At 53.7% G+C, this 25,950-nt stretch carries 25 protein-coding genes and 1 tRNA gene; 11 read left to right on the forward strand and 15 right to left on the reverse strand.

Going from position 1 to position 25,950, the window contains the following annotated elements:
* Positions 1 to 69 precede the first annotated feature (69 nt).
* From ACFFJP_RS21055 to ACFFJP_RS21065, 3 genes are all read left to right on the forward strand, one after another.
* Positions 70 to 768 (forward strand): hypothetical protein, encoded by a 699-nt coding sequence (locus ACFFJP_RS21055; RefSeq protein ID WP_377249029.1) that lies wholly within the window; start codon positions 70 to 72, stop codon positions 766 to 768.
* 169 nt (positions 769 to 937) lie between these two features.
* Positions 938 to 1,300 (forward strand): hypothetical protein, encoded by a 363-nt coding sequence (locus ACFFJP_RS21060; protein WP_377249032.1) that lies wholly within the window; start codon positions 938 to 940, stop codon positions 1,298 to 1,300.
* Positions 1,301 to 1,443: 143 nt separating this feature from the next.
* On the forward strand, positions 1,444 to 2,058 hold the full coding sequence (locus ACFFJP_RS21065) for a DUF5610 domain-containing protein (RefSeq protein WP_377249035.1): 615 nt from the start codon (positions 1,444 to 1,446) through the stop codon (positions 2,056 to 2,058).
* Between the two features lie 9 nt (positions 2,059 to 2,067).
* Here ACFFJP_RS21065 and ACFFJP_RS21070 read toward each other — a convergent pair whose 3' ends face one another.
* The 6 genes from ACFFJP_RS21070 to ACFFJP_RS21095 form a co-directional block, all read right to left on the reverse strand.
* Complete coding sequence (locus tag ACFFJP_RS21070; RefSeq protein WP_377249038.1) at positions 2,068 to 2,466, reverse strand: thiol-disulfide oxidoreductase DCC family protein; 399 nt, start codon at positions 2,464 to 2,466, stop codon at positions 2,068 to 2,070.
* Positions 2,467 to 2,604: 138 nt separating this feature from the next.
* Positions 2,605 to 5,235, reverse strand: a complete 2,631-nt coding sequence (gene ppc / locus ACFFJP_RS21075) for a phosphoenolpyruvate carboxylase (RefSeq protein ID WP_377249041.1) — start codon at positions 5,233 to 5,235, stop codon at positions 2,605 to 2,607.
* Between the two features lie 251 nt (positions 5,236 to 5,486).
* Positions 5,487 to 6,260 (reverse strand): EAL domain-containing protein, encoded by a 774-nt coding sequence (locus ACFFJP_RS21080; RefSeq protein ID WP_377249044.1) that lies wholly within the window; start codon positions 6,258 to 6,260, stop codon positions 5,487 to 5,489.
* A complete protein-coding gene (locus ACFFJP_RS21085) occupies positions 6,202 to 7,623 on the reverse strand; it encodes a cation:proton antiporter domain-containing protein (protein ID WP_377249047.1) in 1,422 nt (473 codons plus the stop codon). Before ACFFJP_RS21085 ends, ACFFJP_RS21080 begins: the two co-directional genes overlap by 59 nt.
* Before the next feature lie 65 nt (positions 7,624 to 7,688).
* Complete coding sequence (locus ACFFJP_RS21090) at positions 7,689 to 8,486, reverse strand: hypothetical protein (protein WP_377249050.1); 798 nt, start codon at positions 8,484 to 8,486, stop codon at positions 7,689 to 7,691.
* Positions 8,487 to 8,576: 90 nt separating this feature from the next.
* A tRNA-Gly gene (locus ACFFJP_RS21095) sits at positions 8,577 to 8,650 on the reverse strand.
* A gap of 351 nt (positions 8,651 to 9,001) precedes the next feature.
* Here ACFFJP_RS21095 and ACFFJP_RS21100 point away from each other — a divergent pair.
* On the forward strand, positions 9,002 to 10,555 hold the full coding sequence (locus tag ACFFJP_RS21100; RefSeq protein WP_377249053.1) for an L-lactate permease: 1,554 nt from the start codon (positions 9,002 to 9,004) through the stop codon (positions 10,553 to 10,555).
* Positions 10,556 to 10,701: 146 nt separating this feature from the next.
* Here ACFFJP_RS21100 and bfr (ACFFJP_RS21105) read toward each other — a convergent pair whose 3' ends face one another.
* The 7 genes from bfr (ACFFJP_RS21105) to ACFFJP_RS21135 all read right to left on the reverse strand — a co-directional run bounded on the left by bfr (ACFFJP_RS21105) (position 10,702) and on the right by ACFFJP_RS21135 (position 16,965).
* A complete protein-coding gene (gene bfr / locus ACFFJP_RS21105; protein ID WP_377249056.1) occupies positions 10,702 to 11,169 on the reverse strand; it encodes a bacterioferritin in 468 nt (155 codons plus the stop codon).
* 5 nt (positions 11,170 to 11,174) lie between these two features.
* Positions 11,175 to 11,648 carry a bacterioferritin gene (gene bfr / locus ACFFJP_RS21110; RefSeq protein ID WP_377249059.1) on the reverse strand — a complete coding sequence of 158 codons (474 nt, stop codon included), beginning with the start codon at positions 11,646 to 11,648 and terminating at the stop codon, positions 11,175 to 11,177.
* A 227-nt stretch (positions 11,649 to 11,875) separates the two neighbouring features.
* Positions 11,876 to 12,814 carry a hypothetical protein gene (locus tag ACFFJP_RS21115; protein WP_377249062.1) on the reverse strand — a complete coding sequence of 313 codons (939 nt, stop codon included), beginning with the start codon at positions 12,812 to 12,814 and terminating at the stop codon, positions 11,876 to 11,878.
* Positions 12,811 to 13,143 carry a PadR family transcriptional regulator gene (locus tag ACFFJP_RS21120; protein ID WP_377249065.1) on the reverse strand — a complete coding sequence of 111 codons (333 nt, stop codon included), beginning with the start codon at positions 13,141 to 13,143 and terminating at the stop codon, positions 12,811 to 12,813. The genes ACFFJP_RS21115 and ACFFJP_RS21120 overlap by 4 nt, the downstream gene beginning before the upstream one ends.
* Positions 13,144 to 13,366: 223 nt before the next feature.
* A complete protein-coding gene (locus ACFFJP_RS21125) occupies positions 13,367 to 13,891 on the reverse strand; it encodes an SEL1-like repeat protein (protein WP_377249068.1) in 525 nt (174 codons plus the stop codon).
* Between the two features lie 91 nt (positions 13,892 to 13,982).
* Positions 13,983 to 15,335 carry a DUF1501 domain-containing protein gene (locus tag ACFFJP_RS21130; protein ID WP_377249071.1) on the reverse strand — a complete coding sequence of 451 codons (1,353 nt, stop codon included), beginning with the start codon at positions 15,333 to 15,335 and terminating at the stop codon, positions 13,983 to 13,985.
* A 10-nt stretch (positions 15,336 to 15,345) separates the two neighbouring features.
* On the reverse strand, positions 15,346 to 16,965 hold the full coding sequence (locus tag ACFFJP_RS21135) for a DUF1800 domain-containing protein (RefSeq protein ID WP_377249074.1): 1,620 nt from the start codon (positions 16,963 to 16,965) through the stop codon (positions 15,346 to 15,348).
* A gap of 186 nt (positions 16,966 to 17,151) precedes the next feature.
* Between ACFFJP_RS21135 and ACFFJP_RS21140 the strand changes: the two genes are divergently transcribed.
* Positions 17,152 to 17,865: a VC0807 family protein gene (locus ACFFJP_RS21140; protein ID WP_377249077.1), complete on the forward strand. Its 714-nt coding sequence runs from the start codon at positions 17,152 to 17,154 to the stop codon at positions 17,863 to 17,865.
* Here ACFFJP_RS21140 and ACFFJP_RS21145 read toward each other — a convergent pair.
* Positions 17,807 to 18,580 (reverse strand): substrate-binding periplasmic protein, encoded by a 774-nt coding sequence (locus ACFFJP_RS21145; RefSeq protein ID WP_377249080.1) that lies wholly within the window; start codon positions 18,578 to 18,580, stop codon positions 17,807 to 17,809. The two genes, ACFFJP_RS21140 and ACFFJP_RS21145, sit on opposite strands and share 59 nt — an antisense overlap.
* 58 nt (positions 18,581 to 18,638) lie before the next feature.
* The gene (locus ACFFJP_RS21150; protein ID WP_377249083.1) at positions 18,639 to 19,829 is read right to left on the reverse strand and encodes a cystathionine beta-lyase; all 1,191 of its coding nucleotides are present in this window, start codon (positions 19,827 to 19,829) and stop codon (positions 18,639 to 18,641) included.
* Positions 19,830 to 19,978: 149 nt separating this feature from the next.
* Between ACFFJP_RS21150 and ACFFJP_RS21155 the strand changes: the two genes are divergently transcribed.
* From ACFFJP_RS21155 to ACFFJP_RS21180, 6 genes are all read left to right on the forward strand, one after another.
* Entirely contained in the window at positions 19,979 to 21,043 is a 1,065-nt protein-coding gene (locus ACFFJP_RS21155) for an ABC transporter substrate-binding protein (protein ID WP_377249086.1), read from the forward strand.
* 87 nt (positions 21,044 to 21,130) lie between these two features.
* Entirely contained in the window at positions 21,131 to 22,624 is a 1,494-nt protein-coding gene (gene ubiD, locus ACFFJP_RS21160) for a 4-hydroxy-3-polyprenylbenzoate decarboxylase (RefSeq protein WP_377249089.1), read from the forward strand.
* Positions 22,624 to 22,911 (forward strand): 2Fe-2S iron-sulfur cluster-binding protein, encoded by a 288-nt coding sequence (locus tag ACFFJP_RS21165; protein ID WP_377249092.1) that lies wholly within the window; start codon positions 22,624 to 22,626, stop codon positions 22,909 to 22,911. Before ubiD ends, ACFFJP_RS21165 begins: the two co-directional genes overlap by 1 nt.
* Before the next feature lie 21 nt (positions 22,912 to 22,932).
* The gene (fre, locus tag ACFFJP_RS21170; protein WP_377249095.1) at positions 22,933 to 23,655 is read left to right on the forward strand and encodes an NAD(P)H-flavin reductase; all 723 of its coding nucleotides are present in this window, start codon (positions 22,933 to 22,935) and stop codon (positions 23,653 to 23,655) included.
* A 2-nt stretch (positions 23,656 to 23,657) separates the two neighbouring features.
* Entirely contained in the window at positions 23,658 to 24,683 is a 1,026-nt protein-coding gene (locus tag ACFFJP_RS21175) for a phytanoyl-CoA dioxygenase family protein (RefSeq protein ID WP_377249098.1), read from the forward strand.
* Positions 24,676 to 25,947: a DUF3142 domain-containing protein gene (locus ACFFJP_RS21180; protein WP_377249101.1), complete on the forward strand. Its 1,272-nt coding sequence runs from the start codon at positions 24,676 to 24,678 to the stop codon at positions 25,945 to 25,947. The genes ACFFJP_RS21175 and ACFFJP_RS21180 overlap by 8 nt, the downstream gene beginning before the upstream one ends.
* Positions 25,948 to 25,950 lie beyond the last annotated feature (3 nt).

Raw genomic sequence — 25,950 nt, forward strand, 5'->3', positions numbered from 1 at the left:
GGCTGTGGCGGACAACAATCCGAGACCGCGCCAACGCTGCCGCCGGTCAGCAACATCCCAACAGAACCGATGCCTGAAACGGGCCCGAATCAGGCGGTGCCGGACAATCGTCAGCTCAATTCGTTGCAAATTCTGCTGTTTGGCAACAGTCATTCGGGCAGTCATAATTTGCCGGGCACTTTGCAGACCTTGTTACAGCAAGGGACCAGCAAAACCGTCAGTTCGCTGCGCGCTGGCGGCGCGCCTTATCTGGACGAGCGGCTCGAAGATCAAGTCAGCCGGCCTTTGCTCGAAAACAGTCAATGGACCCATCTGATCCTGCAAGCGCAGAAATACTCGACCACCGGACTCTACAACTATTCAACGGCGGGCGCCAAAAGCTGGATCGCGCTGGCCAAAGCCCGGGGTGTCACACCAGTGTTGTTTCCGGAACATCCACGCGCGGGTAACACTGAAGAAGGCATGCGCATCTTCCGGCTGCATCAGCAAATTGCTGCCGAACAAGCGGCCTGCGTTGCGCCGGTGGGGCCAGTTTGGGATCAAGTACTGCAACAATACCCCGAACTGAAACTGCACAGTGACGATGGCAATCACGCGGCGCCTGCCGGTGCTTTACTAACCGCGTACATTTTATATGAGGTGATTAGCGGCCGGCCGGCCGATGCACTGCCCGATCTCCCTGCCTTGGCCGTTCCGGTGAACAGTCAGCGTATCCTGCGCCAGGCAGCGTCGGCAGGGATACGCCAATACCCGGCGTGCCCGTTCTGAGCCGATTCAAAGTCAGAACCGACCAAGGATTGATAAAGTTCAGATATTGTTGTGATTTTTGCGACACAGACATGTTGTATCCCTACGTAGCGGGTTAGCGTTTGGCAGACCGGAAGCTCCGGGCGACAACAAATTATTTCTGTGCAACAACAATCCAAGGGACAATATCATGAAAAAATCATTATTGAGCGCGGCACTGTTACTGGGCGCTATGGCAACTGGCACCGCACAGGCTGCTGATATGGAATGCCGCGTCGGTACCACTCAAAATAGTGGCTGGAGCAGCTATTGTTTTGGTATGAATTTCTCGATGAACTACACCCCGGTCACCGCGTATTTCCGTATCCAGAATCTCGCAGCTCCGGTGGCGCAGGTGATTTGGCAAGGCGGCCAGAACTGCTCCGCAACGTCGACCAGCTGTAACTTCAAAATTACGCCTTATCAGGAACATGTAGTCAGCGCCATTGTGCTGTATACCAACGGCACTTATGAATCTGTCTCGGCCACTGCACAGTTTGAAACCGGTTTCTAAGCCAGAGTTAGCCGCTTGCAGGCCGGATCAGTCCGGCCTTGCTGAAAATAACGGCAACAGCGGCAAATTCTTGCTCAAGTAACGGCAACTTCCTGCCGATAACGCAGCTATAGTCTGTCTAACTGAGTCAGGAAATCGCCACCATGAGTATCCAACCGACCGTCAGTACCGCCGCCAGCCGCTATCAGGCGAACAGCAACCCCGTTGAAGACACCGCTAAAAAGACCAGCGCCAGTGAACTATCCGAAGCCAATAAACGGCAACTCAATCAAACCATTCTCGACAATCAACTGTCTCTAAGCCTGCAATCCGACGATAAAGCGATGAATTTGCTGTATCGGGCGATCAGTGATGCTGTGGAAAAACGTCTGGCTGCACAGTCGCCGGCAGGACAAAACCAGGATAGCAGTACTGAGGCAACAGCAGAGACCGGCCTGAATAAAACCTACAACAACGAAGACACTTCGCCCCAGGCTACCGCCGATCGGATTGTTGGTTTCGCGACTAATTTTTACCAGGCCTTTCGTGAGCAAAACCCGGAACTGAACGACGAAGATGGCCTCGAGCAGTTTATGCAGGAAATCGGCAAAGGCATCGATCAAGGCTTTGCCGACGCCCGTGACATTCTGACCGGGCTGAAAAAACTCGAAGGTAAAGTGGCAACAGATATCGACGAGACTTACAGCCTGATCCAGCAAGGCCTGCAGGAATTTAAAGAACGGACATTAAAGCAGAAAACTGACGACATCGCGGGCTGATTAGCAGCATCAGTCGCGCCGGGCGCAGCTGCCGCTATCGCAGCGCGCCTGACCGGTCAGCCAATACGACACCTGATAACGGTTGGCGGCAAACCACAGATAGATTTTATCGGCAAACCAGCGAATGAGCGGCCAGCGTAAAAATGCCGTGCGATGGCCTTTGCCCACTGCGGACCAGGCGGCGTGCGTTGAATCCAGCCCACGTAAAATCTGACCATCAGCGGTCAGTGACAACAAAATACGCCCCGCTTCTGCCACATCGATTTGCGGATACTGCTGCGCCATTTCCGCCTGCTGAATATCCACCAGTGTCAACTTGTCGCCGTCTGGATCGATACGACGCAGCTGCGCCATCTCGCGCACACAGAGCGGGCAAAAACCGTCATAAAAAATGGTCAGAGTGGACATGAGGAAGCTTCCGTGAAAGTACTACGATAACACCGTACTCTAGTTACGCCCGGGCCGACACTCCGATCAACCACACCACGAAAAAACAAAAAGCCCGCATCTGCACAGGCAAATACGGGCTTGCTTAACAACGGCGGGTTAGCCCGAGTTGCGCATCCCGGCAGCGATACCGGCGATAGTGACCATCAGCGCGCGTTTGATATTGTCATTGACGGTTTCCGGCGCATGGCGCACCCGTTTCAACAACTCTACCTGCAGGATATGCAGCGGATCGACATAAGTGTTCCGGAGCATAATGGATTCGCGGATCCAGGCTTCGTTCGCCATTAAATCCGGCCGGTCAATCAGCTGCAGCAACAAGGCCGTGTCAGCAGACAGTTGGCTGCGTAACTGCGCGCCAAGGCCAAGCAGATGTTCCGGCACCAGTTTCTCATCATAATAAGCCGCAATTTGCGCGTCCGCTTTCAGATAAACCATTTCCAGCATCGACAAACGCGTGGCGAAAAACGGCCACTGGGCGCGCATTTCATGCAGCAACGCGGTCTGGCCTTGCGCCACGGCTTCAGCCAGTGCGGAGCCGGCACCAAGCCAGGCTGGCAACATCAACCGGTTTTGTGACCAGGCGAAGATCCATGGAATGGCGCGCAGACTCTCGACACCGCCGTTTGGATTACGTTTTGGTGGCCGGCTGCCCAGCGGCAATTGCCCCAATTCCAGCTCTGGCGTCGCAGCACGGAAATACGGCACAAATTCCGGATGATGCCGTACCACGGCGCGGTAGGCGTCGCACGAAGTCGTCGCCAGCTGCGCCATCAAGGCACGCCACTCTGGTTTAGGCACTGGTGGTGGCAATAACACGCCTTCCAGCACCGCCGAGGCGTATAAAGCCAAAGAACGTTGCGCCAGTTTAGACAAACCAAACTTAAAGCGGATCATCTCGCCCTGCTCTGTCACACGCATACCGCCGGCCAGACTGCCCGGTGGTTGCGACAGGATCGCAGCATGCGCCGGACCACCGCCACGGCCGATTGTGCCGCCACGCCCGTGGAACAGGGTCAGCTGCACTTTGGCCTGCTGACAGATCGCCACTAAGGCTTCCTGCGCGCTGTATTGCGCCCACGAAGCGGCAATAGCGCCGGCGTCTTTGGCCGAATCGGAATAACCGATCATCACTTCCTGCTTGCCCTGGATATAACCGCGATACCAGTCAATACCAAGCAATTTGCTGATACATTCCGGCGCATTGGTTAAATCTGCCAGCGTTTCGAACAACGGCGCCACCCGCATAGGGAAGCTGATGCCGGCTTCTTTTAACAGCAGCTGCACGGCCAGTACATCCGAAGGTTTACCAGCCATCGAGATCACATAGGTCGACAAGGCTTCAGCGCCATGTCGCGCCACAATGTCACAGGTATCCAGCACTTCGCGCACTTCAGCACTGGGTTGCCAGTTACGCGGGAACAATGGCCGTTTGCTGGCCAGTTCATTCAGTAAAAAGGCCTGCCGCGCCGGTTCTTCCCAGTGCGCATAATCGCCAATGCCGAGATACTGGGTGAATTCGCTGAACACCTGAGTGTGCCGGCCAGATTCCTGCCGCACATCAAGTTTTAACAAGGTCAGACCAAAAGCGTAGGCGCGGCGGATAGTGTCCAGCAGCAAACCATTGGCGATGACGTCCATTTTGCAGTCGCGCAGCGAGTGATAACACAGCAGCAGGGGTTCCAGCAGTTGCTGGTTATGCCACAACAAATCATCCGGGCGCTGCAAACGGTCATGTTTCAGTGCTTCAGTCAGCCAGTCACGGGTATGCAGCAGTTTGCCACGCAGTACTTTTAATAAATCACGATATGGCTCGGTAGAGCCCGGCACTGCGGCTTGCAGCGCGGCGTTGGCAGGGTTCATCGACAACTCGTTACCAAGAATATCGAGATCGTGCGCAAATAAATCAGCGGCTTTCCAGCGGCTGAGCAACAGCACCTGGCGAGTCACTTTGGCCGTGACAAAAGGATTGCCGTCACGATCGCCACCCATCCAGGAAGAAAAACGGATTGGCGCTGCATCCAGTGCCAGACCATGGCCCAGCACTGGTGTTAACGCTTCATCCAGTTCGCGGATAAACTCCGGAATAGCCTGCCACAACGAGGTTTCAATCACCGCGAAACCGGATTTAGCTTCATCGACCGGCGTCGGCCGTTGTTCACGGATCTCATTGGTATGCCAGGCCTGAGTGATTAAATCACTGAGTCGAGCGTCCAATCGTGCCAGTTCGTGCGCGGTTAAATCTTGCTCACGCTGCGCCAGACAATCGGCAATTTGCGTCAGCTTATAAATCAGCGTGCGGCGTGTCACTTCGGTCGGATGCGCGGTCAGCACTAATTCGATGGATAAATCCGCCACCGCCTGACGGGTCTTTTCCACATCGACCTGCTGACTTTTTAATAAAGTCAGTAATTCCTGCAGCGGCTGTGGTTTTTCAATCGACGCTGCGCCGTCTTTACTGATGGTGTGATGTTGTTCGGCCAAATTGGCCAGATTCAGGAACTGGGCAAAAGCACGGGCGACCGGCAGGATCTCATCATCGGTCAGGCTGGCCAGGATCTGTTTGAGCTGTTGATCCTGTTGCTCAGTGCCGGCACGGGCTTGTTTGGCGAGTAAACGGATTTGCTCAATCCGCTCCAACAACGCAGATCCAAGCTGATTACGGACCGTATCCCCTAATTGTGTGCCGAGCAAACCCACGTTCGCTCTTAAGGCAGCATATTGCGACATATTCCCACTCTCCTCGTTGCATTGCCTGCCTTGTTGCTCATAGCCGCCTTGTAGCGCGCTCTGGCGTTTTTTTCTGCAGTTTCAACTCACCCTAACCCGATTTTTGTTGGTACTCAACACTGACAGATTACAAAAATAGCAACAAAACAGACTTTTAGGCGTTTAGATGGCTTTATGTCGAGATGGAATTAAATATTGCTGGTCGCATTGATGAGGCGAAAGGTGCTCGAGGCCGGTCTGTGTTGGCAGTGTTAATTCTGCCAACAATGCAGTTCTGCCTCGGTTTGCAGCACTTCCAGCTGTGGCCGGGCAAAGAAATAACCCTGAAACCAGTCAATCCCCTGCGCGGCCAGATAAGTCAGCTCAGCTGCAGTTTCTACCCCTTCAGCCAGTACTTTGCAGCCCAAAAGCGCACATTGTGTGAGGATCTGCTGCAATCTTTGTTGTTTTTCAGTGGATTGATCAATATCACGGATCAGCGCCATATCGAGCTTCAGCACGCGCGGTTTCAGCGAATGCAACCAGTCTTCATGGGCAAAGCCGGCACCAAAATCATCGATGGCAGTAATAAAACCGCGGGCGGCATAACTCTGGAAGATCTTCAGTAAATGACTGTGGCTAAGAATTTGCTCGCCTTCCGTCACTTCAAACATGATGTTGCGGATATCAAAGCCATACAAGTCAGCCGCTTCGATCGTGGCGCGGATGCAAGTCTCTGGGTTATACACCGCATTGGGCATAAAATTGATGCTGAGTAATTTGCTCAGCCCAAGCCGGGTCGCAGTTTCAATCGCCTTCACCCGACAGGCCTGGTCAAAATAGTACTTGTTGTGTTCGTTAATCCGCGCCAACACGGTGGCGGCGCCTTCACCCTGACTGCCACGCACCAACGCTTCATAACCAACGATCGACTGACTCGACCACTCGATAATTGGCTGAAACGCCATGCGGATCTCAAAGCCAAGGTCAGCGCCACTTAAACAATCGTGACAGCTTTGTTGTTGAATCTGTGGCGGAAACTGCATCTTTAGTGGCTCCTGCTTCAACTAACTGCTGTGGAATCATAGCAGGTACAGTGGCTGGCTCAACAGCGGATTTAGCCGAATGAGTCCAATGCCATGTTACTTGTACCGCCGGCCCCGTTTCCTGCCAGCTGTCTGGCTGAGACAAACGCATTGGCGGGCTGTCCGCTGTATGGGCTAAACCGGCCTCGCCGGCAAACCGGAAGGCAAATGCCGCCAGCGGGGGACCGATAGTTTCAAACAGTGTCACAGCGCCCAATACAACGGCGCTGATCACGGCGGCATGTTCAGCACTCAGGCCGCTGCTGGTTTGAGCCAGACCAATCGCCAGCCCGGCCATAGGTACCAGCAACATGCCGGTACTGGCACTGGCCCGCGCCCGTTGGCGCTGCATGGTACCGGCCAGCCACAATATCAATACTTTAGCTACCGAGCGCACCACAACCAACGACACTATCACCAAACCAAACTGCCACAGCGCACTGAGCTGTAATTTGGCGCCGGCAAAGACAAATAACACGATGAAAAACAGCTCAAACGCAGCGCCAAAATTCAGTTCAGACACCAGTGGCCCGCGCTCCAGACTGCGTACGGTGATCCCGACCAACAACGGCGCAAACAGTGCCGATAATTGCAGCTGCTGGGCCAAAGCCAGGGTCAGCATCAGACTGCCGATCACCAGCGCCATTTTGTATTGCTCCGCTTTTTGTGTGCGCAGACAAAGGAAATGTAACAGGCTGCCGATCAGCACGCCCAGCAACGCGGAACCAAATAGCAGATACAACGGCTGCAAAATCACCCGACCTAAACCAGCCTGCTGGTCCAATAACAATGCCGGGATCACCGCAGCAAACACCAGAAAAGACCAGCAGTTGTTCAGTGCCACCAGTGTTTTAGCCGTTTCGGTGACCGGACCTTTCGCGCCGGTTTCATGCGCAACATGCAGCAGTACTGCCGGAGAAGAAGAAATCAGAATAGCGCTAATCAGCGCAGACAGTACCACACTGAAATCAAGCCAGTGCAAGACACAAAAACAGACGATAAAAGTCACGCTGGCTTCCGCCAGTGAGGTCAGCACCAGCGCCGGATGCTGACGAATAAACCGTAAATCCAGTGAAGTGCCGAGCCGGTATAAAATCAGGGCCAGCGCGATATCGACTAAGATGCGCGCGTCCAGTAACGTTTGCTTATCTAATAACCCGAGGCCGCTGGGGCCGATCAGAAATCCGACGCCCATAAAACCGGTGATACTGGGCAACCAGCGCGTCAGATGCGCCAGATAGCCACCCAAAGCTCCCACCAGCAGCAGCAAGGCAAACGCCAGCAAAGGGCTGAAGGTGAAGGCTGTGGTCGGTAAAAAATCCATCAATACACTCCGTCACGGCAAAAAAAGTAAGACTGAGTCTGATGGAATAGTTCAGCGACGGTGCGTTAACGCGGGCAAAAACTCAGCTGAAATGCCGGTTCATCGCCAAATTGCCAGCGGATATCGGCGCCAAACGGCAACTCCAGCACACCGGCAAAAGAGCCGGTGATCAGCACTTGACCGGCTCGCAGCGGCACTCCCTGCGCACGCAGAAAATTCACCAACCAGGGTAAAGGCGCACGCGGATTGTCATTCGGATGGCGGGCGGCATGAGTCACTGACGTCTGGTCGGATTGCTTCAGCATCAATGCAAAACTGGCCTGCTCCGGCCCGTTGAGCACAGGTCCAAGCCAAAGACCCTGATTAAACAAACCATCTGCCAGCTGATCAGGATATAGCGCACCAGCATCCGGCTGGTATCTGCTTTGGATCAGCTCCAGCGCCAGATGCGGAGTGCCGATCGCAGCGAAAACATCCGCATCGCTCAGTTCGTTATCGCCTGGCAACAGATCCTTCAGCAGCGGATAAGCATATTCAGGTTCGACCCGCGCCTGACTGGTGCTAGATGGCCACAGCGCACAAACAGCGCCTTGTTGCAGCTCGTTTTGATACAAAGGCCCCAGCACGATTTTCAGCTGACCATTGGCATCCACCGACGGTAAACCACATTTCCAGCCAATCACGGCGCTGTATTGTGTTGCGACCTGCAGCTGGATCGCCAGTGCGTCAGCCAGTAAAAGGGGTCGGTACTGGTCGGCTAACAAACCTGCAGGCTGGCCGATCTGGCGTCTTTGCCGCAGTTGATGCGCTGCAGCGCCGATTTGATCAGCAGAAAAAGTGGTGGTGAGTTGCGACACAGGCATAACACAAGGCTCCGGCTTTTAGGTGAAATCAGATGGACACAACCAGCAATATAACGGCGGAGCAGAACAGACAACAAGCAAGGTGAAGGTTGGAGCGGGCGATGGGAATCGAACCCACGGCACCAGCTTGGGAAGCTGGGGTATTACCATTATACGACGCCCGCATTTTGTGATGCCGGCGCAGTGTGGCAAAAATGCCGGCGCAGTTCAAGTGCTTGCGTCTGGCTGATAGTACCTGAACGGCCAGATGCTGATAAATTATGCAATTCTAGCCCTGCCGAAATTCCAGGCAAGGCGACCTTGTAGACGCTTAGCCGGTTAATACTCTGATTCCGATATCAATATTCACTGACTTCAGTACTCGCATGTTCTCTCCCAGAGAAGCTTCATATTACACTCTGCAGTGCCGACTACCGAGACAGTCGAGATATACATCAAACTTGGCTGATTAGTCTTGCTATGCACACCGGCGAATGTCGCTATGCGTTTTAATTCTACTATCCGGAGCATGACCGTTGATCTTATTGACCGCCTTAGCCCCACTTCTACTGGTCCTGATATTGTTGATTGGGTTTCGTTTAAAAACTTCCGTGGCCATGGCGTTATCTTTCGCCGTCAGCAGTGTTCTCGCTTTCCATTACTGGAAAATTCCACTAACAAATCTTGCGGCAGCGACTACAGAAGGCATCATTATCGCTGCAACTGTTTTGTGGATTATGGCAGGGGCCTTGTTTCTATTGGCCTATCAGAAGCAAACAGGACAGCTTGACGTCATTCGGCAAGGATTTGCTAAATTAAGCCCAGATCCACGGCTGCAGCTGCTGTGGGTCGGCTGGTTTGGTGTGGCCTTTCTGGAAGGGATTGCCGGCTTCGGCACGCCGGCAGCAATTTTGGCTCCGCTGTTAGTAACGCTTGGATTTCCCCCAGTCGCGGCCGTAGTGCTGACTCTGATAGCAGATTCTGCGCCGGTTAGTTTTGGCGCTTTGGGCACCCCACTGCTGATTGGTGTCGCGCAGGGCGCTCAATTGCCAGCAACGGAACTACTGGCTGTAGCAAACCAATTGGTATTGTTAGACTTGCTTGCCGCGCCGGTACTACCTGTGCTGATGTTAATGCTGTATTGCCGGCTGTTTAATCCAAAGCTTCCGCTAAGACCAGCGCTGCCACATGCACTGGTGGCCGGCTTTGCTTACAGCATAAGTGCCTGGTGCTGGTTACAACTGGCTGGCCCTGAATTTCCATCCATGTTAGCAGCCTTAACTGGTTTTCTGGTCAGCTACCTGTATCAACGCTGCAGGCCATTAGCATACCCAGAAGATGCCCTGCCAACCGACAGCTGTAACGGGGTAACCCCGCAGCAAATCTGGTCAGCATTGGCGCCCTATCTGGCCGTGATAGCTCTGTTATTACTCAGTCGTTTACCCTGGCTCCCCCTTAAAGCCACGTTGTTATCTTACCAGTGGTCTTTTAACAGCTTGTTTGGCACTGATATCAGCACTCAGGTCAGCCCGTTGTATCTGCCCGGTACGCTATTTATGCTGGTAGTTCTGCTATTTCTGGCGAACCGAAATAAGCCTGGCGCTCTGTTATTGTCCTGTTGGCGAGATTGCTGGCCTAAGCTCAGTGGCGCAGCCCTGACGCTGCTGTTTGCGCTGCCGCTGGTCCGGCTGTTTGTGCATTCGGACATCAATAGCGCCGGATTGCCCGGGATGCCCGCTTATCTGGCAACTTTGGCAGGGAATTCTCTGGCTGAGTATTGGTTAGGCTTTAGCGCTTTATTGGGGGCTCTGGGCGCTTTTATCGCCGGTTCGGCTACTTTCTCGAATCTGTTGTTTGCAGAAATGCAGCTCAATTTGGCAAAACAAGCAGTGCTTGACCCGACACTTGTTCTGGCCTTGCAGATGCTCGGCGCCAATGCAGGTAATATGGTCTGTCTGCTTAATTTGGTGGCGGCTGCCAGCGTTGTTGGCTTACAAGGGCAAGAACGCGCCCTGCTCAAGCTCACCGTAGGTCCGATGCTGATTTATCTATTGCTTGGCAGTATGGTCGCCTGGACGCTCTTTAGCTGACAGCTGCAGCGCGATGAATCATTTACGTGATAGATGCCGGACAAAAAAAGGCCGGGGAGTCCCGGCCTATGAAGAGTTGCCTGCCTGTTATTATCTGGCAAAGCCAGTGATTAAAACGGTGGCTGCGCTTACAGTTACGACTGCAGCTAAATTTGTGACTGTAAATAATTGGGTAAGCCGAACAGCTTGATCTGGCGCAGTTGCTGTTCCAGCCAGTGTGCGTGATCGTTTTCGGTGTCATCCAATAACTTTTGCAACATGCTGCGCGTGACATAATCCTGTTCCTGCTCACACAATGCCATGGTTTGCTTCAGCAATTTGCCCACGCTGTATTCGACATTCAGGTCATTTTGCAGCATCGATGGGACATCAGTGCCAATCTGCAGCGCATCGCGTTTGCTCATGTCCGGCGTACCTTCGAGGAATAAAATCCGTTCGATAATGGCAGAAGCATGCGCCTTTTCATCGGTCACTTCGTGGTCAATACGCTCGTACAGCTTGTGCAGACCCCAGTCCAGATACATCCGCGAGTGGATAAAATACTGGTCCATCGCACTCAGTTCATTGGCCAGCAGCACATTCAGTGCATCAATTATTGCTTGTTTGCCTTGCATGCTGCTTACTCCCCGCTGACTTTGCTTTGCAGATAATTTTCAATACCCATGGCACCAATCTGGTACTGCTGCGCATTGATCCAATCGATATGTTCTTCTTCGTGTTCCAGAATTTCCTGCAACATTTCGCGGCTGACGTAGTCCTGCTTTTGCTCACACAAAGCGATAGCATTTTTCAGCAGTGGTATTTGTTCCAGTTCGAATTCGAGGTCACATTGCAGCATTTCTGCGGTGTCTTCACCGATCCGCAACCGGCCCAGCGCTTGCAGGTTTGGTAAGCCTTCGAGGAACAGGATACGTTCAATCAGCTCGTCGGCCTGTTTCATGTCGCGGATAGATTTTTTATAACAGACGTTATTCAGTTCTTGCAGGCCCCAGTTTTTGTAGATACGGGCATGCAGGAAATATTGGTTAATCGACGTCAGTTCAGACGTCAGTACCTCATTGAGGATACTCAGTACAGCGGCATCACCTTGCATCGCCGGGCTCCTTTTTTGTAAACACAGGCACTGAAAGCGGGAAATTGTTGAGCATTGTAGTCAGATTTACGGCGGGGGTCGAGTTTTAGATTCCAGAAAATATCAATTAAATCATACACATGCAATTGAGAATGCTTCGCTTTAATGCCAGAGTTCTTGTTGAAAAAACAATCATTGCAGAATCATTTACTTAGGCTGTGGCCAATGCCACAGCCTAAGTCGATTTATCACAGCCGGCGCATGTGCCGATACTCGGCAATGGCCAGTATAACCAGCACCGCAGCAGTCGCCAGCAAGATGTATGAGATGCTGCCAGCCGCATGGGTCCAGAAAAAGCGGGCACCGTCGGTTAACTGTGGAGGTTCGATGAACACACCGCCTTTTAACGCCATGGCGGCAAAAATTACTGCGAACACCAGATGATCGGCGATATAACACCACTTACTCCAGCGCTGCCAGCTCAGCTGCGTTAGCCGGTACAAAGCGAAAGCCGTAGATAAGGCCGCAAAAAAAGTCAGCAAATAACGCCAGTGCTCCATCCCTTCTGCCAGCCGGACCGGCAGATGTTGTTGCGCTTCTACCGACAACCATAAAGGTGTCCAGAGCAGCAGTAGCAAAAACAAGGTGCTGGTTAAATCTGTGATGCTATCCGACAACTTCATCCGAGCCAGCGGATAATGTGGCAACCGGGTCGGATGCCATTGGCGTTGTCGCCATTCTTTGGTCCAGCCGGCACGGCCGCACAGATAAAAAACTGCAGTCACTATCAGCAGTAAGGTCGCAAAACTATCGATAAAGCTAAAACCTAACTGCAGGAAAAGCCGCACCGGATTGATCGAATCCGCCAGCACTAATCCACCCAGACTTTTCAGCAGGGCGATCACCGCCACAAGCGCAGCGCCGTGCCACAGCACAGTGCGATACAGCGGCATATCTTCACTGGCCACCAATGGCGCACTAGGTGCAAAACGTTGGGCCACATCGACAGGGTGGCCTTGCTGCAACAACAGCTGGCTGAGCTGCGCCTCGTCCAGCCGACCGTCCTGCTGCAACGCATCAATCTGATCGAGTAAATTTGCTCTGAGTTCACGGATAATGTCTTGCTGCTGATCAACCGGCAGCTCAGCTGCCACCGCAGCCAGATAACGTTCCAGTAATTCCATCATTGTTGCTCCAGTAAAGTCGCCAGGCTGCCATGTAACTGCTGCCACTCTGTGCTTAGTTGCGCCAACACTTCTGCACCCACGGCTGACAGCTGGTAATAACGCCTTTCGCGTCCTTCCGCCATTTGCCACTGGCTATCCAGTAACCCCTGTTCGGCCAGCCGGCGGACCAGCGGGTACAAAGTGCCTTCGTCAATTTCAATCCCGCTATCATTCAGCTGTTTACGCAGCGAATAGCCGTATTGCGGGGTGCGGCTGGATGCCAGTACGGCCAGCACTAACACGCCGCGGCGCAGTTCCAGCCTGAGTTTGTCGAGTCGGTCATCATTCATCTGTAGGTCCTGCAGGCGACATCCGCCTGATACTATGTGACACATACTGTGCACCACACAGCAAATACTATGCACGATACAGTATAAGTGCAAGTCTTTGATCAAAATTTAAGCGGGCAGCCGCCGCGGCAGAAATAACATGGCAGGTGCTGATGCCTGGTATCAGACGCTGAGGATAAAAAAAGGCGCCGGAAGGCGCCTTAGTTGGGATTGATGCTGTGCTTCAGCTATTTGGATATTTCACTACTGTGACGCGCTGCGCGCCGTCACGAATTTTGGTGCAGACATGGTGCTTGCGGTTGGAACCAATCACCGCAGCATCTTTGGTACAGGACATTTTTTGTGCCTGTACACCATAGAGTTCGATACGTTTTTTGATTAAATCATCCAGCATCGCTTTTTGCTCTGCCGACAATTTTTTGGTGATATTTTCAAACGCACGTTGCCATTCAGTTGTACGTTGTTCTAACGCAGTGCCCATCCAAATCAGACCTTCGGTCGGATTAGACTCGGTACCAATCCCTGCCAGATAAAAATTACCCACCATATATTGCGCCAGCTTTTCGCCATTTTTGGCATATTCAAGCAAGACCGGGAAGGCTTTGCCCTTATCGTCATGCTTCGCCTGGCGTAAGGCCAATTCATACTTATTGGTGTATTCAAAATCGTTGATTATCACTGTTTCTGGCTCTGCAGCCTGCAACTGACTACTCAACAATGCAACGCCCAGCGTCATCAGCATTTTCATCGGGAACTCCTGTTAATTTGCGTTTCACCGAGTCTTGCCTACTTACTGCCGCACAGCAATCAATAATTCTTAACAAATTATTTCCAGTTCATCATTTAAACAGTGACACAGCGTCCAGATCAAAATTCGCCAGTTCCGGCAGCAACAACTGTAAGGCACTTTGGTCCGCGCCAAACCATTGCGCCAAACTGCCAAACAGCTGGCTATTCGATAATGCCGGAATTAATCGGCCGGCGCCCATATCCACCGGACTGCCCAGCCGCTGCGGCAACAACTGACCATATAAATCGCCACCGTTCACCGCGCCGCCCAATACCAGCTGATTGCCGGCCCAACCGTGATCGGTGCCATCGCCATTTGAACTCAGGGTGCGGCCAAAGTCGGACATGGTAAAGCTGGTGACCTTATCTGACAGGCCAAGCTCCACGGTCGCCTGATAGAAACTACTCATTGCCTCCGCAACAGTGCCCAATAACGCCGGTTGCACTGAATTTTGCGCATCATGGGTATCAAAACCGCCCATACCGACAAAAAATACCTGACGGCCGACCCCCAGCAATGACTGCACGCTGATCATTTTGGCGACCATTTGCAGCTGCAAGGCCAGCGGATTGGCGTTGTTAAACTCGGTTTGTAATGGCGGTGCCTGAGTTAGCGCGGTGGCGACAATGGCACTGCGGCTTTGTGCCTGACTGTGCGACAACGCAAACTGGTCCGCCAGCGGATGCAACTGCGAACTGAACAACCTGCTTTGCATGTCCCGCAACATTGCGGCCCGTTTGCTGGTGCCTTTAAGCGCGGTCAATTCCGGCACGCCGGCTGATGACATGCCAAAGGGGCTAAGCGCGGCACCGCGTTGCCATAAGTTAGTGCCAGCCAGACTGATACAACTGCTGAAATCCGGCACGTCGTACATCAGTTCCAGTAACCTCGCGCCCCAGCCACTATCGGGGCTCTGCGGATCTTGGCCACGCATCCAGGTTGCCTGCTGGTCATTGTGCGAAAACAGATTTTTTGGCAACAACGCTTTACCTGCCTGCACCTCGGCCAAAGTGGTGGGCCTGATCAGAGATCCGACACCGCCAGCGAATGCCAGCGCACCGTTGTTAAACAGAGGTTCCAGCGCTGCCATTGCCGGATGCAGGCCCAGGCCATCAGTAATGGCCGTGCGCGGTGTCAGCGCTATCGGATCCGCTACTGCCAGGCTTTGCCGGGCGGCCTGATAGTCCAATAAACTCTGGCCTGATAACGGCAATAACATATTCAGCGAATCATTACCGCCAAACAAAAATACACAGACCAGCGCTTTATAGCCGTCCGGTGCAGCACGGCCAGCCGCAAGCGCCTGTGGCAACAGGCCCAGTTGCAAGCTACTAAGAGTTGCCAGGCCAAAACTGCCTTTTAATGCCAGTTTTAACCATTCACGGCGATCCAGATGACGCATGGCAACCTCCTTACTGCTGAACCGCATATTGCGGTGAAATCAAAATGAAATACCACAGATACGCAGCCTTTTGCGCCGGCGCAATGCTGCCCAATCCGGCGGCCAGATCGGACAGTAACAAGCGCAGTTCCGCTGGCATAGCTCCGCCAAAAGCCAACAGACTGTATTGGTCTAATAACGTATTGAGTCCCTGCCGTTGCAATACGTCGGCAAAAGGACTGAACCGCGCCAACATCTGATATTGGGTCGGATTAGCGACCAAACCTTCGATACTGCCGACCGTCTGGGTATAGAGATGATTCTGCATATTCAGCGCATTCGATGCCGTTAATAACTGCAGCTCAGGCGCGACTAAACCGGCCTGTTGCAGCGAGGTCGATGGACTGAAATCCGGCCGGAAGAAGTTAAACACTGATGGGCTTTGCAGCGGCGCCTGATTATGGCTATCTGCCAGCGTTCGCAGATAGATATGGCCGGATGGTGATGCTGATTGCGTGACCCGCCAGCTGTGCGCAGTTTTCAGCAGCGGTTCGCGGATTTTGCCAAAAGGCCGCGCGACGCCGGAAAAACCACTGCGGGCTTCTTCATCCAGTAAAATGGCTTTGACCACCGCAGCTAAATCGCCCCGCACGCCGTCACCATTATCGCTAAACACTTGCGCCACCCGGGCAACATAAGCCGGCGACGGATTGCTGGTAACCAGCTTTTGGATCAGCTGTTTACTGATAAACGGCGGCAGGCTGGGCTGCGCAAACAACAAATCTAACGCCTGGGTTAAATCTTGTTGTGGCGTCTGCCCTGCCGGCAGCACTACCCCGTTAAGCAAATGCTTTTCACCGGGCTCGTGATAGGCCGCAAACGGGATCATCGGTTTCAGGTAATCTGCTTTGGGTTTGAGGAAATTGCTGGTGCCGGCGCTGGTCCAGCCGGTAAAGACCCGGGCAAAACCCTCGATAGCTTGCTGGTCGTAAGTTGGGATCGGATTATCAGCGTCATCCAGCTTTTTGCTGCCATCCGGGTTCAGCTGATACAGGCCTATCGTGAACAACTGCATCAATTCCCGCGCATAGTTTTCATCGGGACGAATGTTATTTTGCACATCCGCTTTCTGATTACCTAAATGACTCAGATAAATGCCCATCACCGGTGACAGAGTCACCTGTTGCATCAGGTCACGGTAATTGCCAAAACTATGGGCTAACAGCAGGTCGTAATAATTAGCCAGAGCTATGACTCTGTTATTGATGCCATTGCCTTGATCGGACACCACCAGAATTTCCGACAGGGCAAAAGCCACGCGTTGCCGCAGTTGGTCCGGCGCGGTCAGTGCGATGCGCCACCAGGTTTCGAGCCGACTGAGCGGCACCGGCGTTTTTTGCTCTGGCAAAGTATTTATTTTATCGGCGTGTGTCGTCGCCGGCAGGCGCAATTGCCAGTCGATCCACTGTTCGGCTGTCATCTGGCTCGTGGCCTGAATATCGCTGAGAGTTGGGCCAAAACTGGCTTGCTGCAGTAAACGCGCTGCTTCTGTTGGATTTAACGGTGCCTGCGACGCATAAAGTCCGCACAGCGGTTGCAATAGCAGCATGCAAATCAGTAAGCGCTTGGGCATAGTTCTGACGCCAAACATCGGCAGTACTCCTGTGTCACAGTGATGTCGAATCAAGATTAGCTGGATCAGATATAGCTGCCCAGCAATGACAGGTAAAGGTCTGGTAAAGATCCCGTCAATGCAGCGGGGATCAGCCATGCCACTGGGCGTTGAGGCTGCTTTGTGGTAAAACAGAGCATCTCTGTAGTTCCGGAATTTGTTGTTATGACGCAAAACACCCAAACGGCTCCTAAACCGCAATCGGCCGGTAATTTGTTTGCCAATCTGGCATTTAATATCGTGTTGCCGGTGTTGATCCTGAGCAAACTCAGCACGGAAGAATATCTGGGCCCGGTATGGGGGTTGGTTGTCGCGCTGGCCTTTCCGATTGGCTTTGGTCTGTGGGAGCTGAAACAATCCGGCAAGCTGAACTTCTTCTCGATTGTCGGCATTATCAGTGTGTTACTGACCGGCGGCATGAGCTTGTTGCAGCTTGACCCGAAGTACATTGCAATTAAAGAAGCCGCAGTTCCGGGCCTGATTGGCTTACTGATTTTACTCAGCGGCCGAACCCGTTTTCCGCTGGTGAAAACCATTCTGGAAAATATGCAGCTGTTAAATCTGGTGTTATTAAAAGAGAAACTCAGCAGTAGCGGCACTGAACAACAATTTGAACAGACGCTGGATCAGGCCACGCGGATTATTGCCGGCTCGTTCTTCCTGTCGTCGGTGCTGAATTATCTGTTGGCGAAATGGCTGTTGGTCAGTGCGCCGGGAACTGCGACTTATAACGAAGAACTGGCCAATATGACGGCGCTGAGTTATCCGGTGATTGCGATCCCGTCGACGCTGATTATGATGGGCGCGATTTGGTTTGTATTCAGTCGGATCCCAAAACTGACCGGTCAGTCACTGGAGTCGTTTTTTCACGAACAGTAAGCTGACGATTCAGTGCCAGCACACAACTTTGCGGCACTGTAACTTTGCTCAGCATCAGATGGATGTCAGCTTCGTTGAGAAAAAACGGCAGGATCTCAAACTGGCTACCGTCTTTGCGGGCAGCCAGATCAAGCTGCACAGCAGCATTGTCTGCAATGGTGTAATCCGCTCGGCGTCCAGAGATCAGATCCAAGCGACGCTCGGGTTCATACACTGCCAGACTGCGTTGTTTGACCGCAGGCTGTTGCTTCAGCTGCTCAAATGTGTCGCCATAAAACCCGGCCGGATTATACACGCCAATCAACTTGCGCTGCGCCAGTGCCAGAAACGCCTCGCGTTGGCGCAATTCAGGATACAGCGATAAGGTTTGCCGGTGGATCAGCACCACGTTCTGTTCTTTACGATAGGCATCGCTGAACCAGGCAAATTCAGCACGTTGTGGCGTATAAGATGCCGCAAACAGCATATCGACCTGGCCTTGTTGCAACATGTGCATCGCGCGTTTTTCCGGCACGAACTGCAGCTGCAGACGACTGCTGACCTTTGATAGCAACTGCCGGATCAAATCAATATCACTGCCGCGGACCACTTCGTCAGTGACTTCAACATAAGGCCGCCAGCTGGCGTTATAGGCCATTCGCAGCTGTGCTGGGCATTCAGCCGCAACAACACACTGGCTCCACATGCACCACAACACCGGGCACCACAGACGCATCAGCAAGTTCCACCGTCGGGGATAAAAACTGACTATAGCGCAAATCTATTGCCGGCGATTAACCGGCATTGTGATCTCGCTGAATTGTCTGTAACCGGTCAAACGCGGCAGCTAAATCGGCGATCAGGTCGCTTGGGTCTTCCAGGCCGATATGCAGACGGATCAGCGGCCCTTTGTAAGGCCATGATGTCGCCGTGCGAAGTGCCTGTACATCCAGATTCGCCAGTACTAGGCTTTCATAACCGCCCCAGGAAAAGCCCATTTTAAAATGCTGCATCCCTTCGACAAAGGCTGTTACCGCGGCTAAATCGCCTTGTTTCAGCACAAAAGAAAACAGACCGTTACTACCAGAGAAATCGCGGACAAACAAATCATGCCCCGGATGTTGCGGCAAGGCCGGATGCAAAATAGTTTCGATTTCCGGTCGTTGGGCCAGCCATTCGATCACCTGCAAGGTATTACGTTGATGCTGTGCCAGCCGCACGCCAAGCGTTCGCAAGCCGCGCGCCGCCAGATACACATCATCGGCCGAGGCACAGTAGCCTAACAAATAACTGTGCTCACGCAGCTGCGGCCAGTGTCGGGCATTGGCACTGGCGGTGCCCAGCATCACATCAGAATGGCCGCAGATATATTTGGTTGCGGCCTGGATCGAAATATCAACACCCAGCTCAAAAGGCTGACACAGGATCGGCGAGGCCCAGGTGTTGTCGATAATAGTCACGATGTTGTGGGATTTAGCCACAGCACAGATCGCCGGCACATCCTGCACTTCCATCGTCAGTGAACATGGCGATTCCAGATAAATGACGCGGGTATTCGGCCTGATCAATGCCGCGATACCGGCACCAATCAAAGGGTCATAATAAGTGGTTTCAATGCCAAGCGGCTTTAACACTTTGTCGCACAGTGCGCGGGTCGGCTCGTAGGCCGCGTCCACCATCAGCAGATGGTCACCGGCTTTGAGAAACGCCAATAAAGCACCGCTAATGGCCGCTGCTCCGCTTGGGTATAATGCGCAACCGGCGCCACCTTCTAACTCACAGACGGCATCACTGAAGGCAAAATGGGTTTGCGTACCACGCCGGCCATAATAAGGCACGTGCTCGCCACGATGCCGCACCGCATGTTTCATTTCGGCCATGTTTTCGAACACGACGGTAGAGGCGCGAACCACCGGCACGTTGACGCTATACCCTGCCCATTTGCGGTCTCGACCGGCATGGATAATCCGTGTAGCAACTTTCATGAACTCACCTTCAGACATCTGGATGGCTTATATTAAAAGACTGTCCCTCGCCTTGACCAGTAAAATAAGCACGACAACGTAATATTGCCGGCAATAACAGGAACAGCATACACTGTACACAAGTGTTGGCCGAGTATGAGAATACCGAAATGCGTTGGCTATTATTGGCTTGTTTGTGGCCTTTTTTCGCAAGTGCCCGACCGTCGGTGTTGTTTGTAAACCCGTCGTGGGAAGCCGACCCATTTTTTATGCAGGTCGAAGCCGTTGCCCGAGTCGCGGCAAAACAATTAGATTTTGATCTCACCATTATCAACGGCGATGCGAACCGCCTGTTACAGCAACAAAAACTCACTGAATATCTGCAAAAACACCAGCCAGACTATGCCATTGTGCAGCCCTATACCGGCGCCGGGGTTCAGGTGATGCAGCTACTGGCCAAATATCCAACAAAAATCGTCACGCTGGAACATATGTGGCTGCCGGAAGAAGCCCCCAGCGTTGGGCGTCCTGGCGAGATCTATCCAAACTGGTTGGCCGAATTGTATTACGACAATGCGATCGCCAGTGAGCAGATGACCGTCGCGCTGCAACAAGCTTGCCCAGACGCCGACCAACTGATTGGCATCAACGGCATGAACAATCTGGAGACCGAACAGCGGGCTGAGGGCGTGTTTCATGCGATGCGGCAACGTCAGGGCGTCGTCCACCAAATCGTCAACGGTAAATGGGACCGCGAAACGGCCGCCAGCCAAACCACGCAACTGTTGCGGCGCTATCCACAAAGCCGGTTGATTTGGGCTGCTTCAGATTGGATGGCCCTCGGTGCGCTGGATAGCCTGAAACCTGTGGCAGCTGGCACCTATTGCATCGGCGGCTTTGATTGGATCCCTGAAGCGCAGAAGGCGATCGCGGCAGGCCAGATGCAAGCCTCGATTGGCGGGCATTTCACCATGGCGGCTTTTGCTATGGTGCTCATTTATGACCATCAGCACGGCAACTTGCCGCAGCCGATGCCAGATGTACCGCTGTTACAGTTAGATGTATTAACCCAGCACAATCTGGCGGCATATCAGCCATTATTGCGCCCCGGGCAATGGCAAAGTATCGATTTTAGGCGCTTCAGTCGCACCAACAATCCCAATCAACAGCAGTATGACTTTTCGGTGCATAGTGCGCTAAAACAGCTTCAGCCCCGTAACCAGCCAAAGCAATAATCATCTGATCCTGCGGACTTGCTTGGCGCGCGCAGGCTTCACTGTATAATGCCGGTCCATTACCGGCGCCTTTTCAGCAGGTCCTTAATGAAATACAAAGACTTACGTGACTTCATCGCGCAACTGGAACAACGTGGCCTGTTGCATCGCATCAGCGCCGAAATCGATCCGGTGCTGGAGATGACCGAAATTGCCGACCGCACGCTGCGTGCTGGTGGCCCCGCCTTATTATTTGAAAATCCAAAAGGTTACGATATTCCCGTGCTGGCGAATCTGTTCGGCACCCCTGAGCGCGTGGCGCTGGGGATGGGCCAGACTGAAGTGTCGGCGCTGCGCGAAGTCGGCAAATTGCTGGCGTTTTTAAAAGAGCCGGAGCCGCCAAAAGGCTTAAAAGACGCGTTCAGCAAGCTGCCGATTTTTAAGCAAGTGCTGAATATGTCGCCCAAAGAGGTGCGCAAAGCCCCTTGTCAGCAAGTGGTGAAAAGCGGCGACGCGGTCGATCTGACCAAATTACCAGTGATGACCTGCTGGCCCGGCGATGCCGCGCCGCTCATCACCTGGGGTTTAACCGTGACCCGCGGTCCGCACAAAGAGCGGCAGAATTTAGGCATCTACCGCCAGCAGGTGCTTGGTAAAAACAAAGTGATTATGCGCTGGTTATCACATCGCGGCGGCGCGCTGGATTTTCTCGAATGGCAAAAAGCCCATCCGGGGCAGCGCTTCCCGGTGTCTGTGGCCTTAGGTGCCGATCCGGCGACCATTTTAGGCGCGGTGACGCCGGTACCGGATTCGTTGTCTGAATATGCCTTTGCCGGCCTGCTGCGCGGCGACAACACCGAAGTGGTTAAATGTATCAGCAATGATTTGCAGGTGCCGGCCAGTGCCGAATTTGTGCTGGAAGGTTATCTGGAACCGGGCGAAATGGCGCCGGAAGGCCCATACGGCGATCACACCGGTTATTACAATGAAATCGATTCGTTCCCGGTGTTCACTGTCACGCACATCACGCACCGCGAACAGCCGATTTACCACAGCACTTACACCGGCCGGCCACCAGATGAACCAGCCATTCTCGGCGTGGCGCTCAATGAAGTCTTTATTCCGCTGCTGCAAAAGCAATTCCCGGAAATCGTTGATTTTTATCTGCCGCCGGAAGGCTGTTCCTACCGCCTCGCCGTGGTCACGATGAAAAAACAATATCCTGGACATGCCAAACGCGTGATGATGGGCGTCTGGTCGTTTTTACGCCAGTTTATGTACACCAAGTTTGTGATCGTTTGTGATGATGACATCAACGCCCGCGACTGGCAGGATGTGATCTGGGCCATTACCACGCGGATGGACCCGGCGCGCGATACTACGCTCATCGAAAACACGCCGATTGATTATCTGGATTTTGCTTCGCCGGTGTCGGGCCTCGGCTCGAAGATGGGCATGGATGCGACCAACAAATGGCCGGGTGAAACCACACGCGAATGGGGTGAACCTATTGTGATGCGCGAAGATATCAAGCAAAAAGTTGATGAGATGTGGGATTCGCTCGGCATTCCACTGCCGGTGCAGCCAAGAGGCTTATACTAATGACAGACAGCCGATTTCAGGTACGGATTGAACCCGCCGGCATAACCTTCACGGTCAGCCCGGCAGAAACCTTGCTCGAAGCGGCTTTAAGCGCCGGTGTCGATTTTCCGCACCGCTGTCGTCAGGGCGTTTGTACCTCTTGCGTCTGCCGGTTAAAAAGTGGCGAAGTGCGTTACGACGAGCCGTCGCCGCTCAGTCCGGCGGATATCGAACAAAAATTTGTGTATGGCTGTCAGGCCTTTGCCGACAGTGATCTGGTGTTACACCATCCATTTATCCGGCCCTGAGCCGGCAGAGACGAAAAACCGATGTCAGAACAGTTTTCAGCCCATGCCAGCAATAAAGTGTTGGCCGATGTGATCAGTATCGACACCCTGACCGCAGGTGTGCGCCGCGTCCGGTTAAAACCACAGGAAGCGGTACATTATCTGCCCGGCCAGTACCTGCAGATTTTTTTGTCGGACAGCGACAAACGGCCCTTTTCGATTGCCAGCGCGCCGGGTGATGAATACATCGAACTGCAGATTGGCGGCAACGTGACCGATGCTTATGCCGGTCAGGCGTTAACGCACCTGCAGGACAACCCGACAGTGCTGATCCAGGTTGGTCTTGGCGAAGCTTACTTGCGTCCGGATAGCAACCGTCCGGTGATCCTGTTGGCCGGTGGCACCGGTTTTTCTTATGCTTGCAGCATCGCCAAAGCCATGGCGCAGCAGCCGGATGGACGCGCCGTAAAACTGTACTGGGGACTGCGCAACGAAGCCGCCTTGTATTATCAACAAGAACTGGCTGAATTACAGGAACTACGGCCGGGTTTGCAGCTGGTGACTGTGCTGCAGGAGCCAGGTCAAGACTGGACAGGCCGCACTGGTCTGGTGCATGAAGCCTTATTGGCAGACATCCCTTCACTGGCTGGCTATGACATTTATATCGCCGGGCCATTCCCGATGGTCAAAGCGGTGCGCGATGTGTTCCTGACGGCCGGCGCTGAGCGTGGTCATATGTACGCCGACGCTTTTGCCTGGATTTAACCATGCGCTGGAAGGGACTCTGGTACTGGCCGGTCTGGCTGTTTGAACTGCTGACCGGTGGCAAATCATTTAAAGACAACCCGTTGATTGGTCACTACTGGCTGAACCGCTTAGGCCTCCATGTGCTGCGGTATCTGCTGGCACATGCCTTTGCTCGCCTGCGGCGGGCGCAGCTGGCGCTGACGGTTCCAGCTACCTTGCGGGCTCGATTTCGCCGCGACGGTTATCTGCTGCTCGAGGATTTCCTGCCGCCAGAGCAGTTCGCGCAACTTCAGGCCGACTGCCAGCAGGGCAACGGCCAATGCCGCCAGCTCACCCAAGCCGATACATTGACGCAACGTTACCTGTTGGATGAGAAAACGGCACAAACAAAACCATCGACCGACCTGTTGCTACAGTTACCGCTGTTACGCGCCTTGCTTTGTTACACCGCCGCCAGCAAATTGCCCACCCTGAGCTACGCACAGGTGATCCGCAATGGCGCCCGAAATGCTGGCGCAGATCCACAAAAAACGCTGCACAGCGATACATTTCATCCGACGATGAAAGGCTGGTTGTTCCTGCAGGACGTTGTGCCGGAAGATGGACCTTTTACTTATGTACCCGGTTCTCATCGGCTAACCTGGCGCCGGTTGTGCTGGGAGTATCGTAAAAGCATCAACATCCGCCGCGAACCGGATGGCTTTTCCGAAAAAGGCTCATTACGCATCAGCGCGGCCGAGCTGGAGATGCTGGGACTACCGCAGCCAAAAGCGATGACCGTGCGGGCTAATACACTGGTGTTGGCCGACACGCATGGTTTTCATGCGCGCGGAGAAGCGCAGTCAGGCCGCAGCCGCCGCGAAATTTGGTTTTACAATCGCTCCAACCCGTTTTTGCCCTGGGTAGTGTTTCAAGCGAACTGGATTACCCGGCTGACCCATCAAGCGCTGCACTGGCAATGGCGCCAGCGTGACATCCAGCAGCAACAAGGCCGGCGGCCTGCCGTCTGGCAACAAATTACTGATCAGCAATTTGAATGTGACTAATCGGAGTCTGCCGGTACGCTGCGCAAACTGGCGACTGCAGATCGGTGGTGTCAGCTTGTTGCTAATCGGTTTGTCGGCCGTTTTGACTGGCTGCAGGCCAGCGCTATCGCCGAATGTTGCGGCTCAACCACTCACTCAGCACCTCTATATCTGGCAGCGTATCTGGCGACCTGCGCATACCGAAGCGATCGCACAAAGCCGCGCCGATTTTCAGGCGCTGCGGCTGCTGTCGCTGCAATATCATCTCAGCAGCACCGGTCCGGTCTGGACCACTGCCCGTCCTGACTGGCAATTGCTAGCCACCGATCAGCGCCCGGTCACGCTGGTGCTGCGTCTCGACGGACAGCTACGACAACTGCCGACGGCCGCAGTGTTGTGGCAACAACTGACGCCGCAGATAGCCGCAGCGCAGCAAGCCGGAGTCAAACTTCAGGCCATCGAAATTGACTATGACGCTGCCCGTTCAGCTTTAGCACCCTATCGTGACTGGCTGCTGCAACTGCGCCCTTTATTGCCTACACAATTGTCGTTACAGATCACCGCGCTGCCGGATTGGTTGCAGTCTGCGGATTATCCGGCTTTATGTCAGGCTGCCGACCAGCTGACCTTGCAACTGCACTCGGTGTTATCGCCATCACAAGGCTTATTTGACAGCAGTAAAGCAAAACAATGGACTCAAAACGCCGCAGCGCACACGCCCTGTCCGCTGTTTCTGGCGCTGCCGGCCTATCATTCAGCGTTAATTAGCACCGCCGATGGTGGCCGTGTCGAAAGTGAAACGCCGCTGCCCATTGCTGGCCAACGTCAGGCTTTACTCAGCCGGCCGCAGGCTGTGGCAGATTTTTTAAGTTGGCTGCGCCGCCAGTCATTACCGCAGGTCCAGGGACTGGTCTGGTTTCGCCTGCCGTTGCCGGATGACCAGCGCAGCTGGCCTCTAGTCACTTTACAGGCACTGGTACGGGGCGAAGCGCTGGTCGAAAAGCTGCAGACTGAGCTGACACAAGACCAGGGCCGATTTGATATTCAGCTGCAAAACAGTGGCAATCTCGATGCGACGCTGCCGGACACACTTTGGTTTCACGGCGTACAATGTCTGGGTGGTGATGCACAATATGGTTATCAGTGGCAACAACATGGCGCCGACTGGTTGCTAAAGCGCGAGGCAAACCATGTCGACGCCCCGCTGATCGCGCCGCAACAACAGCTGACTCTAGCCTGGTTACGCTGTCAGCAGTTACAAAGCATTAGCCCACCAACGGATTAAAGG

The organism is Rheinheimera tilapiae (assembly GCF_042432165.1).
Lineage (GTDB): Bacteria > Pseudomonadota > Gammaproteobacteria > Enterobacterales > Alteromonadaceae > Pararheinheimera > Pararheinheimera tilapiae.